We start from the raw sequence: 12,837 nt of genomic DNA, 5'->3' as shown, positions 1-12,837 counted from the left end.
TTTATCCTTTCAAGCCGCCCGCGACCGTATTTTCCATAATGGTTTTCTGAAATACGATAAACAAAGCCATCACGGGGATGATCGATATGATCATCGCAGCAAACAGTTTGGGCCAATCGGATTGCGCAGTCATCATATTCACGATGGATTGTAAACCTACCGCCACCGTAGGGTGCGCGCGCAAATACATATAGGGAGTAAAATAGTCGTTCCAGTAGTTAATGGCCGAAATGATTGAGACCGCTATCAACGCGGGTTTGATCTGCGGGAGCATGATCTGCCAAAACACACGGAAATCGCTCGCGCCGTCGATCATGGCAGATTCCGCATACGCCCATGAAATGCTTTTGAAATATCCGTAGATCAGGATAAAATTCATTCCGAACCCGCCGCTGGACATAATGATAATGCCCAGATAGGTATTGTACAGTCCCGTCGTGACCATCAGTTTATAGGTAGCGGTCAGCGTGCCGACCGTCGGAATCAGCATGGTCGCGATCGCTACGGTATAGATCACCTGTCTGCCCCTGAACTTAAACTTGCTGACGACGTAAGCGCACAGCGTGGAAACGAATATACTTGCGGCCGTACAACCGACAACCAAAATAAAACTGTTCAGGAACATGCCCGCAAGATTGGTTCTTCCCACTTTCAGTTTAAAGGCGCTCACGTAATTTTCCGTCAGAAACTTTTTAGGCAATCCCCAGATATCATCGAAAAAATCCCGATTCGTCTTGAAAGAATTGATAAAAGTCCAGATGAGCGGCAGCACAAGGCTGATCGCATAAAAGAAAAACAGGACGAATACGATCCACAGAGTGATTCTTTCCGCTTTGCCTTTTTTCATTGTTTACTCCCCTTGGAAGGCGGCGCCTCGATTCGTCGGCGCCGCCGCCTTGCCCGAAATTCTTATTTTTCTTTTTTGCGCAGAACTGCCGTCCCCGCGGATGCAAGCGCCGTTGCCGCGATTGCGATGCCCGCGCCGCCCGCAAATACTACGCTGCTGCCGCAGCCGCCCGCCTGTTTTACGACTTTCACCGTAAAGGCAGCGCTTTGCGAACGATAGGCCACCTTTATTTCATATTCGCCGTCTTTGTTTCCGTCAAAGGCGGAAGTATCGATTGTATATTCCGAAGCCTGCAAAATTTTTACGCTTCCGTCGCTCATTTCGGCCTTGACGACCATACCGCTCAGATCGAGTTCCTCCCCGATCGTATATTCCGTCTTGGTCGGCGCAGTCACGCTGATCTTGCTTACGTCCGTAATTTCGACGACGATCTTGCCGTTTACGGTATATCGGGACGCCTCTCCCGCAGGAGAATACCACCCGCCGAGTTTCCAGTCGTCTATCGTAACGCTATACGAAAACTCTACTTTGCCTTCGGGTTTTGCCGCAGGAGCGGTATATTCATAGGAACCGTCCGCGTTCAGTTTCAAGCCGTCCTTTTCGACGGGCGTAAACGCGGCGCTTTTATTGACCATATCTCCCAGATCGATCTTACCGGTAACCTTTTCGCCGACTCCCGCTTTAACTTGCGTATCGGCAGGCGTCTTTTTCGTCAAAGTATAATTTTCTGTTTCGTCTGTGTTGATGAGAATCAAATTATCGACGTCAAAATTTCCGTTCTGCGTGCATTGGATCCCCACATGACCATAAGTATCAATGTTCGAAATTACCGCTTTGGGCGTATCCAGTACGGATTCGTCCTCACCTTCCACGCGGTAAGCCAGGGATAAACTGTTGTCCTTTGCAACAAGACGGACCGTCACGGTTTTGCCGGCAAAATCCATATTCCATAAATCCTGCGGCGCCCAGATGCGCGTCGAACCATCGTCGAATTTTGCATTTAACAGATCGATCGTACCGGGCCCCATATAAATCATTTTCTGATTTTCGGCACTGAACAGCGTTTCCGCAGATTCCATTCCGAAAGTCAACCCGATCCAGGTAGAAACCGTGCGGGTGATATTGCCGTCGTCGTCCTCCTGCCCTTCCCTTTCGATATAGGGCACGTCGAACTGTAAAACGAAATTCTGGAATTTTTCTTTGGAAGAAATGACAGAACCGTCCGCCGCATTGAAGAAACTGAGTTTTCCGTCCGAAACGCGCAATCCGCCGTCCGTATAATCGGGTGAAGACGCGGATCCGACGTGCCAGGCATTCGCATCGATCGCCTCGACGGAAGTCAGTCCGTCAAAATTCACGGCAGCAGATTTTGCGGAATTCTGCACGTAACTGCCCGCCACTCGGATCTGTAAATTGTCCACCTGCACAGCCTGCGCGCCGTTCGAACTGCCGTAAGCAAACAGACCGAAGGGAGCGTTCGCAACGGCGGCCGTTACGCTGACGCCCGCATACGCGGCGGTCAAAGTCCCGTTTCCGTTATAAGTAATTTTGATCTTTCCGTTCGCAAGGGTGATTTCTTTTTCCGCTTTCACTGCGTTCCCTTCCCAAACGGTCAGATAAAATTTTCCGTCTTTGGCGTTGACGCCCGCGGCGAGCGTTTTACTTCCCTCGATATTTTTGTCTGTTTTATCGATTCCGAAAGCAAACTTTGCCGAACCGCCCGTCATACCCGTCGTATTCAGATCCGCGCTTACGGAAAGCGCGTTCCCTATTCTGTGATCGACTTCGGGGATCTCCTCTTTGGACAACAGCGAGCCGCCGTTTTCCTCCGAAACGATATAAGCCGCGCTCGTGACCCAGCCCTGAATATCGCTCTGGTTGGAAACGAAATCATCGGAAAGCCCCGCTTTGTCGGCAGAGTCATCTACGATATCCCAGGTGATCGCATCGGTTTCCACCGTATCGGCTACCGCCGCATGGCCGATTTTAAAATAGTTGAAAACCGAAGTCACGTTCGATTCGGAAGTTGCACCGCTGAACGAGATACCGAGGTAACCGTTTCTGACTTTTTGCGCCGCGCCCGCATCTTTTGCCTGTACCTGCGCGATAAGCGTACCGTCCTGATACATTTTTTGCGCGCCGTCGGGATAGATCACGATCCGCGTGACCGCGTCCCTCGACCAAGCGATCCAACGCTGACTGGTCAGATCGGCATTATATACGATGGTCGATTCGGTCCCGCCAAAGAAAATCTGGCTCGTGCCGTAAAAACAAATGGCATTTTCCAAAGTCAGATCCGTACTCTGCGCGCCGTACGTAACGCCCCAGAACCCGCCTTCCACGTCAATGCTCTGCATATCGTACTCGACAACGAGCACGTCGGTATCCGCCACGGTAACTTCTTCCTTTGTAGAGACAGATTTTTGATGATAAATCCGATAAGTCAAGGAAGGCTCGACATTTATCAGTTCGATACCCTCCGCGGGCGTTTGCCATACGTCGCCGTTCAGAGATCCGCTGTTGAAATCTTCCTTGATGAAATCATTGAATCCGCTGACAGACGCCGACGCGCCTAACGTTCCCGCTCCGAGCGCAAGCGCCGCGGTCAGCGCGAGCGTTGCGCCCAATAACATCTTCTTTTTTTTCTTCATAATTCCTCCTTATATTCTGGTTAAAAATCCACCTGCGGTGTAATCTTTTCCATTCCCCATTTTATCAGTTGTACGATCGGTATACCGATGATACTGAATATAATGCCCGCGGCGGCCGCCTCTTCCAGCCTGTTATTGTTTACCATATCGACGATGTAATAAGCGACGGTATATGTGGTTCCGTTCGGACCGCCGTTCGCCAACAGCATCGGCTGCAAAAACAGAGTAAAGACGACCATGCTTCCGGTAATGAACAGCGTCGAAATGGTCGGAAATATCAGCGGCACGACGACCATAAACAATTCTTTGCGCATGGGGATACCGTCGAGTTTTCCCGCTTCGAGCACTTCTTCGGGGATTCTTGTAATCGCGCCCGTGAGGAGTACTACGTTGTATCCGATTCCCGCCCATAAGCAGTATAAAAACACCATTCCCTGTGTAAGTCCGGGCGTTCCGAAAAATCCGTTGGGAGGGACAAGCGCCCCCAACCCGATATTTTGCAGAATTTTGACAATCGGCCCGAATTGTGTATTGAACATGAACGAAAACGACATCGTCAATACGACGATCGAAATGATAGAGGGAAAAAAGAAAACGACGCGGAATACTCTGTGCCCGAATACTCCTTTAAACAAAAAATAAGCGCAGATGACAGACAGCGGCAATAATATGAAGTTATTGAAAGGCAGATACAAAATTGAGTTGACAATCGCATGGCGCAGCGTCGCCGACGAGGGCAAACTCAGATTCCGGAAAAACTCTTCATAGTTCATAAAGCCGACGAAAACATTTTTGCCCGACGTATATGAAAAACGTTCAAATGAAATGACAAATGTATTGATGTTGATATACAGCCAAAAGACCAAAAAATGTAAAATAGGATATGCCAGCATCAAGGCGATAAAAATTTTACGCGAACGCGGCATGCTCAGATTGTTTTTTATCTTTTTCGGCTGTACGGAATTAAACTCCGTCTGCTCCGCGGTGCTCGTTTTCACTTTCGGCATTGCGATACTCCCTCATTTATTGCAGAGGCACGACAAACGCTCCGTTGCCTGCTTCCAATTCAAGCGTCAATTTTCCGCCTTTTGCTTCTGCCACGCTGCGCACTCCGTTTTTATAGACGACGGCGGACGATGCGCTCTTCATTACGACTTCGGTTTTACAGGATTTCTCGTCGCCCGGGTCGGAAAAATTCACGACCATAAAGGCATCGTTATCCGCACGGTCCTTGAATGCCCCTACGATCACGTCCTGATCCGACTTGACGGAACGGATCCGTCCGACGGAATCCAATGCGTGGTTCATCATATTGAACAGTTTGTTTTTCGAATTGCCCTCGGCGAGGACGGGCATGACTCCCTGCCACTCGTAATTGAGATATACATGGTCGAAATTCAGAATTTCTCTGTTGATTTTTTGTCCTGCATACCAAACGGGCGTTTTTTCGCCGAATTCCGTCACGCAAGCGGATTTCGTCACATTATCCCCGGGACCCGCAGGCGTCCAATAACAAAAATATTGATAACCTTGAGCCCCGAACGCCATGCTGCACAGTACTTGCCAGCGCAGTTCTGCTTCTGTGGGGCAGCGCGTCGCGTTGTCGTAACTCATTGCCTGCAAGAACGTCCAGAAAGGTACGCCCGCATCACGCGCCTCTTCCGCACAAACTTCCAGGTTATAAAGATAATCGGCCGTCAGCGAGCCTTTGCCCCATCCGTCTTCCAACAGCGGATAGTGATCGTAAGACAGCATTTTCAAGCCTGTTTCCTGCAAAAATCTGCGGATATAATGCTCGCGGTAATTTTCCGTTTCGCCGATGCCCAGTTGCCCCGGCAGCGCATACGTGGGAAACAGGTTCACATAAAAATCTTTATCGGGGACGAATTTATCCCACCCTTTCCGCATAGCTGCAATTTCGGGAAACAGCGCCGCAGACGGTTCGTCCACCGCCATAATGCCCGCGAACGAATCGTATTCCATATACTTTCCGAACACCTGATCGAAAGTATCTTTGTCCCCTTCCTGCAAGGCGGCGCCTGCCTGCAAATCGCGCACGTAAAACCCTATACCCGCTTTTTCGGTATATTCGAGCGCGCGTTCGTTTGCATTTTTGCCGTCAACGGTCAATCCCCAAGGCTCATAAAGCCCGTATATCGTATTGATGCCGAAATCGGCAACGTCGTTATAGTTTTCCTGCGTGCAATAATCCACGCCTCCCGCTTTCTGCACGGGCGGCGGAGCGACCCAGCCGCCTATGTGCATTGCAAGCGTATCTTCCGACGCGCTGTAATCGGGCTCGACTTTCGTATAATTGCCCTTTTCGCAACCGACGGCGGGCAAAATCATACACAGAGCCAAAGCGAACGTTAAAAATTTCTTTTTCATCTTTTCTCCCGTTTCTCAATTACATATGGATGAGTTTCTGCCATTCGGGCCATTTTTCAGACACATACGAGTTCATTTCGGCGTACAGATCAGAAGCCTTTTCGTTATCCAGTATCATTCTGGAATACGGGCTGCCCGTTCCCGGCCACTTGCTCACAAGATTCTGCCAGGACAATACGCTCTGCGAAAATTCGTAAACAGTGACGCTGTTTTCATAAATATTCAAACAGGATTTCTGAAAATCGCTCAGTCCTTCCGCTTCCAACGGATTATAGTCAAAGGGACGTGCTGTGCCCGTATTTTCGGTATAGAGCAACGTCATTTCTTTCGTATGAATAAATTTCATGAACTTGATCGCGCCTTCCAGATTGGGAGCATTTTTAGGCACAATAAAGAAATCACCCGCCTGTGATGCGTTTACCTGAATGGGTTTGCCCGACGCGTCCGTTTTCGCGCCCGCGATAAAGGGTGTAGGCATCATAAGCATCTCGAAGCCGTCGGGAATCGACTTGCGCATTTCCGTTTCCATCCATGCGCCCATGGGAATCATGGCGCCTTTCCCCTGCAAAAATGCCATTTGCGAAAGAATATGAGAATCCCCCATCGCGCCCGAATAACTGTTTTTGGGGACGCCGTCCTTTCCGACCACCAGGTTTTCGAAAACTTCCAGCGCTTTTAAACGGCCTTCCTGTTTAAAACCGTCCACCGAATCGTATTTGAAGTATTCGGAATATCTCTCGGCGCCCTCGTATTGCGCCCACCATGTCTGCACTACGAAATCCCAATAGGAAATGACCTGGCCGCCCCAGGCAAAGGGGGCGATGTCGTTCGTCTTGTCACTATCCGTATTCACGGGCAAACGGTTGATGGTATCGCACAGCGCGTACAGATCCTCCACCGTTTGGGGAACCTGCAATTTATATTGATCAAAAATCTTTTTGTTGTAGATGAGTCCCGCCGCACTGTCGTTCCAGGGAATTGCGTAATATTTTCCGTTCACCTTTCCGAAATCGCGCGCACCCGGCCGCATGAAATCCAAAAGAGTAGTACCTTCGTCATCTACGGGCGCTCCGTATACATCGCCGAGATCAGCCAAAAGCCCGCGGGAAGCCCACTGCTGCCAGTTCGTCGTCAATCCGAAGAAGATATCGGGCACTTCATTATCGGTGCTCAGACGCGTGCCGATCTGCCCGGTCATCTGCGGATCTCCTTCCAGTTCGAATTTCCAGTTGTCTTCGGGATATGCTTTCTGAAATTCTTCGATCCAGTCTTCCAGATACTCTCTGCCGTATCCCGTCTCTGCGAATGCAATCCAGATTTCGTTGGAAGCGCCGCCTCTGCCGTTCGTACAACCGACAACAGACAATGCGCACAGCGCACCCAAAATGATCGCAATAATTTTTTTCATTGACTTCCTCCTTCCATTTTGTGAATATAGTATAAATCATGAAATACGTTTTGTCAATATCTTTTTTAAAGTTAGTTTAAAAATATTTTTAAACTGAGTTTCAGAACATTGACACCTTTGATCTCTTATGGTACTATAAATACAGATAATCATGCAAAGGAGATTTTCTCATGAAAAAATTTCTACGTACAGCCGTATGCTGTCTGGCGGCGATTCTTTTATGCAACGGAATCATAATCGGGTGTTCCGAATATAAAAAATCGGATTTTGCCTTCGGAAAGCACTTTAAAAGCGGAACGCCGTACACAAACGGATACGCCGTCGTTTCGGAAGACGACGGAGAAAAAGTAATCGATACGGACGGAAAAGTGATATTCAGCGGCAATTATGACAGTATTTTTATAGCATCCCCTCATCTGATCGGCGTGGAAAAGGCAGGAAAGTTCGGTTTTATGAATTTAGACGGAACGACCGCCATAGAATTGCAATTTTATTCTGCCGCGCCGTTTTCCGACGGTTTTGCGCGCGTCACCCTGCGTCACGGGTTCGGAATGCAGTTCAATTATACAGACGAACAGGGCAATCTGCTGCTCGATTTTGCTGTCGGATCCAATATGTGCACACTGAAAAATATGTTCGGGGAAACAATCGAGAAAGAAATTTCCAATACGACGAACTTCCAAAACGGTGCGGCGGCCGTTTGTGACGCTGAACAAAATTGGGCGTTGATCGACAAAAACGGGCAGTTGTTGACGGATTTTATGTATAAAGAAATGCACGAATTTTCAAACATGATTGGAAAATGTAAAGATGAATCGGGAGCGATCGTCTTCATCGATACGGCAGGCAAAGTCCTTTTCAGGACCGATGCCGCCGACTGTTACGAATGTATTTCCGACCGTATCCGCTTTCGAAAAAACGGCTTGTTCGGTTACTTGGACCGAAACGGGAAAGTTTGCATAGAAGCGCAGTTCTCTTCGGCGACCGACTTCGGCAACGATACGCCGCTTGCCGTCGTGAAAGACGAAAACGGGCAAGCCTTCGTATTAGGCAAGGACGATAAAAAAATCGAAATACAACAAAGCATAGAAAATATCGCGCCCTATGCGGACGGTCTTGCCGTCGTAAAATTGACAGATGGGCAATATGCTTACGCCGACACGGACGGGAAAATTTGCGAACAGCGGTTTGACTTTGCCGATATCTGCGCCGACGGTCTCTGTCCCGTAAAAATTGACGGAAAATTCGGATATATCGAAAAAGTAAATCTGAAATTTTAAACGATTTCATAAAAAAAGGAGAGCATATGCTCTCCTTTTTTCTATTGAACGTTTTTTTGAATCATGGGACTGGGCGGCGTATCCAAATTTCTTTTTTCGTAGGTTTCAGGTACCGGGATCCCGCACAGGCGTTCACGAAGCACATAGATATATTGAAAGATCGTCTTATAATAACTGATCAATACGCCCTGACCGCCGCGGTCCGCCGTATACTCCGTCGTGATGCGAAGATATTTTTTCGCGTATTCCAAGGCGCAAGAGCAAACCTGTGCCATTTTTTCTTTGGAATCCTGATCTTTGCATTTGGCCAATTCATTCAGAGGCATCAGCGCACGGATCGTTTGTACGTGACAAACGCCCGCCCGTAATCTGTTCGACCAAAACGCCCGAAGCCGTTCGCCGACAGCCCCCGTCGGTTGCAGAGAATCCGCGACGGCGCGCGCTTCGTCCAGCAATTTCTCATATTTTTCGAGTTTTTGCGGGTCATACAATGATATGTAGCCTAAATACTCGCGATCTGCATTATACCAGCAATATACGGCGCAAAAACCGATATTCGGAAGTTCGTCTCGGGCGCAATCCTCCGCTTTGGCAATGGTTTCGCATAATTTTTCGATCCCGCCGCGCGATAAACCGCAAAGCAGATCTGCTTTTTCGTAAAAGAACGCGGGCGGAGTACAATCTATCATCAATTCGGCACAATAGGCAATTGAAAGAGAATTTTCGGCATTGCGCCAATGATTCAACGAGATTTCGGGTATCCGGCTCCCTCGGCTTTTTTTGCGCAGCATATGCAGCAAATCGAAATTATGTCCGTCCTTATTTTCCGGCTGAAACATATTTCCGTCAAATTCGATCCAACTATATACCCCTGGTATAGAATCCCCTTCGGCAAGCAATTCATCCAGATTTTTCTCCACATATTTGGCGCCGTGCGCACATAAAAACGCGTGTTCCACACCGTATTCCTGCAATATGCGGCGACATACATGTAACGTCTGTATACAGGTCGCATAAATCAAAACACGGCACCGTTCGTTTCTCTTTGCCGCTTCTATGCATTTTTTCATTTCCCGCAGCGTGAGAGGCATCTGACTGTATCTGCCGTTTAACAAAGGGCCTATTTTTTCAACGATGGGTTTTCCGTATAACTGCGTTGCCAGTTCCCGCAGGTCTCCGCTCGGAATACAAGCGGAATCGTCCCATCCGCAGCCGCACTCCTGCGTTGCCAATTCTACGATATCCGCCTGCGGATAAGATTTGCGGACCCACGCGATCATGCCGTCGATCTCCGCCGCGTCCGCCCCGCGCACCTCAAATGAAAAAACCACTCTCATGCCGTACGATTTGCATTCCTGCATGACCGAGCGAAGCCAAAAAACCGCATACTCGGATAATTTCTCTTCGTCGTTGAAATACTGTTCCGATTCTTCGATACAAAAATAATTTAAATTCGAAACATTGTTTTTTAAAAAGGCGATGTTCGAAACGGGCTGCACTTCCCCGTAAAAAAACTTACCCGCCGATATTTTTTCTCCCTGATATTTTCCGCAATAAAATTGTCCGGGATAACTGTGGAAAGTAATGCTATTATAGCGCAGACGTGCAAGGTTTCGGATATACCGCTTGGCCTCGTTCAACGAATACGAACTGATATCCATCGGAAAATTCAAGTGCTGACGGATCCCCCGATACAGAACGGCAGGCGTTACGTGCCGCTTGAACGAAACGGAAAAATCAACGGATTCGGGTATGACCTCGCCGGAAATACCGAATTTCACCCCGTATTCTTCCAGCGCCGTATAAACGCCGCACAACACTTCATTTAATCCGTTGCCCGCAATATCCAGAACTTTTCCATCCGATTTTAAAGAGAAATCCCCCTCTTGCATTTTTTTACAGACAACCCGGATAAGAAAGTCTCCGTCGGTGCCGGAATTCACTTCCGACACGTTTCCTATGGCTTTCAGGTAACAAAATAATTCTTCCTCCGCTTTTTGCAGGCCGCTTTCCGCCTTAACTGCGATCCGATAATACATCATCGCCCTCCATTTTTTAAACTAAGTGTAAAAAATATAGCACGGTATTATCGAAAAGTCAATACTTTTTTTAACATTTTCAGAACAAAAAAAGAGCGTAACATTCATTACGCTCTTTTCAATCACACTTTACACTTTGATTTTTTTGATCTCGTCCACGTAGTACTGCACGAGTTCCCATTTGCTGCCGGGCATGATGCGGTGATCGGGACAGGGAATATACCCGCCCAGATCGACAAGGCGCTTGATGCGCTCGATCTCCGCGTCCACAGCCGCTTTGTCCTTGCGCAGCGCGGTCTTATCCATGGCGCCGACGCCCAGAATGCCTTCCCCGAACTTTTTGCGCGCAGGTTCGAACTGATCGCCCCACGTTCCGATCTCGATGGGGAACATTGTGTTCACGCCGTTTTCGTACCAGATGGGCAAAAGGCGGTCGGTCACGCCGTCGCAGTCGAGCGAGATGATGTCGATACCGTATTGTCTGCAAAGATCGTTGCGCTTTTTATAGTGCTTGGCGCACAGTTCCTCGAACATATCGGGCGAAATGAGCGGGCCGTTCTTGAAGCAGATATCTTCCCAGTAATGCGCGAAATCGAATTTGGCGCCCGTCTTCAATACCGCCTCGGCGCATTTGTACTGCATATCCGCAAACGTATCGATAATTTCCGCGAACAGATCGTAATCGTCGCAGATCATATACGACATACCCACGACGGACAGCATATTGCGGATATTGCCGAGCACGCTCCCCAGATGCAGCCCTACGGGATCGTCGCCCCTGTTTTCATTGAATTTTTCGAAAAATTCCGTGGGGATCCGATCTTCCGAAAACTGCATTTTCGGCTTGTACAACTCTTCGAACGCCGCACGGTCTTTGAGTTGATAATCGTCCTCTGCCGGAATGGAGCCCGCGCCTTCGCGTATACGCTCGATCAGTCCTTCGGGGTTCTGTACGCGCTTAAAACCGTCGGGCAGCGTTTCCAGAATTTTATATTCGAAAGGCGGATTGAGTCCGTTGTTCGGACACACCGTCGTGTACCAGTTGAAATCCCAGCCAAGCAAGCGGTTTAACTCATGGTCTGCGGGCGAGCCGTCGTACCAGGATTTCGCCAGATCCATGCTGATATGCCCCTGCTCCGCCCATTCGATCAAAAGTTCGTTCCAATATCCGAAATGCACCGCAGGCATCCTGTCCACACTCTTATAGTGCAAAAGATTGTACGCGCGCTCCCTGTTCGTCATAACGACCTCCAAAACATTTGCTTTCTATCACTATATCACAAATCATCAGCGCTTGCAATGCCCGAAATTGCAATAAAATATGCAGATATTGCTGTACAAACGCGCGGAGATATGATAAGATAGAAATATGTTCAACATCAAACTCAGCGGCGTATCGGCGCAGTCATATTCGGATTCGTGCACATATAACTCTTCGGTGGGGAATTTATCTCTTTCCGTGCAGACGTACGGCGAATTTTACTGTACTTCCGCCTATCGGACGGAGCGGTCGGGCATGAACCAGCACCTTCTGATCTACACGCTCGCGGGCAAAGGCAGACTTTTATACCGCCGCAAGGAATATTCGCTGACGGCGGGCACGCTGATGCTCATCGATTGCGCGGAGGCGCAAGTGTACGGCACGGACGGCGATCACTGGCATTTTCTGTACGTGCACTACACGGGTTCGGCGGCGGCGGCTCTGACATCGCTCGTTACGAAAAACGAAAATTTCTGCGTGTCCGTCACAGACCACGAAGAATTTTACAGGACGCTGTGCGAGATCGTACAGCCGCGGGAATTGTTTTTGCCCTACGACGTTCTGTATGCCTCGCACGTGCTCGAAAAACTCTTTCTGATGCTCTTGAAACAGCAGAGCGAGGACTGCGAATATCAAAAAGCGCTCACGCCCGTAGAGCGCGCGCTCGGGTACGTAGCAGAACATTACGGCGAAAAAGTGACGCTCGACGACCTCGCCGGAAGCGCCTTCCTCTCGAAATATCATTTTTTGCGCCTGTTCAGCCGCATTACGGGCATGACGCCCATGGAGTATCTGCAATCGTACCGCATCGGCCGCGCGCAGATCTTTTTAAAGACGAGCGACCTCTCGATCGAGGAGATCGCCGCAAAGATCGGCTACGAGAACGCGGCGGCGTTCATCCGCGCCTTCAAAAAACAGACGGGCACCACCCCGGGAAAATACAAATCACAGTAAAAAAGGGAA

9 protein-coding genes are annotated in these 12,837 nt (G+C 49.0%); 2 read left to right on the top strand and 7 right to left on the bottom strand.

Translation table 11 applies throughout. The annotated features are described in order from the left end of the window. Position 1: 1 nt before the first annotated feature. The 5 genes from ESZ91_RS06620 to ESZ91_RS06600 form a co-directional block, all read right to left on the bottom strand. Positions 2–847, bottom strand: coding sequence for a carbohydrate ABC transporter permease (locus ESZ91_RS06620; RefSeq protein ID WP_129225379.1), 846 nt, complete (start codon positions 845–847; stop codon positions 2–4). 62 nt (positions 848–909) lie between these two features. Then, complete coding sequence (locus ESZ91_RS06615; RefSeq protein WP_129225376.1) at positions 910–3,498, bottom strand: bacterial Ig-like domain-containing protein; 2,589 nt, start codon at positions 3,496–3,498, stop codon at positions 910–912. 20 nt (positions 3,499–3,518) lie between these two features. Then, positions 3,519–4,505 (bottom strand): carbohydrate ABC transporter permease, encoded by a 987-nt coding sequence (locus tag ESZ91_RS06610; RefSeq protein WP_129225374.1) that lies wholly within the window; start codon positions 4,503–4,505, stop codon positions 3,519–3,521. Between the two features lie 16 nt (positions 4,506–4,521). After that, positions 4,522–5,886, bottom strand: a complete 1,365-nt coding sequence (locus ESZ91_RS06605; protein ID WP_129225372.1) for a hypothetical protein — start codon at positions 5,884–5,886, stop codon at positions 4,522–4,524. A 19-nt stretch (positions 5,887–5,905) separates the two neighbouring features. Further along, positions 5,906–7,294 carry an ABC transporter substrate-binding protein gene (locus tag ESZ91_RS06600; protein WP_129225370.1) on the bottom strand — a complete coding sequence of 463 codons (1,389 nt, stop codon included), beginning with the start codon at positions 7,292–7,294 and terminating at the stop codon, positions 5,906–5,908. Between the two features lie 170 nt (positions 7,295–7,464). On the opposite strand from ESZ91_RS06600, the gene ESZ91_RS06595 reads away from it, so the two are divergent. Further along, positions 7,465–8,574, top strand: coding sequence for a WG repeat-containing protein (locus tag ESZ91_RS06595; RefSeq protein WP_129225368.1), 1,110 nt, complete (start codon positions 7,465–7,467; stop codon positions 8,572–8,574). A gap of 41 nt (positions 8,575–8,615) precedes the next feature. On the opposite strand, the gene ESZ91_RS06590 is transcribed toward ESZ91_RS06595, so the two are convergent. Both ESZ91_RS06590 and ESZ91_RS06585 read right to left on the bottom strand, forming a co-directional pair. Continuing rightward, a complete protein-coding gene (locus ESZ91_RS06590) occupies positions 8,616–10,616 on the bottom strand; it encodes a hypothetical protein (RefSeq protein ID WP_129225366.1) in 2,001 nt (666 codons plus the stop codon). A gap of 126 nt (positions 10,617–10,742) precedes the next feature. Next, positions 10,743–11,855 (bottom strand): uroporphyrinogen decarboxylase family protein, encoded by a 1,113-nt coding sequence (locus ESZ91_RS06585; RefSeq protein WP_129225364.1) that lies wholly within the window; start codon positions 11,853–11,855, stop codon positions 10,743–10,745. A gap of 127 nt (positions 11,856–11,982) precedes the next feature. On the opposite strand from ESZ91_RS06585, the gene ESZ91_RS06580 reads away from it, so the two are divergent. Further along, the gene (locus ESZ91_RS06580) at positions 11,983–12,828 is read left to right on the top strand and encodes an AraC family transcriptional regulator (RefSeq protein ID WP_129225362.1); all 846 of its coding nucleotides are present in this window, start codon (positions 11,983–11,985) and stop codon (positions 12,826–12,828) included. The last annotated feature ends 9 nt before the right edge of the window (positions 12,829–12,837 follow it).

The organism is Candidatus Borkfalkia ceftriaxoniphila (genome assembly GCF_004134775.1).
GTDB classification, from domain to species: Bacteria; Bacillota; Clostridia; order Christensenellales; family Borkfalkiaceae; genus Borkfalkia; species Borkfalkia ceftriaxoniphila.
Note: the sequence above shows the minus strand (reverse complement) of the source record. Positions and strands in the feature narration are given on the sequence as shown.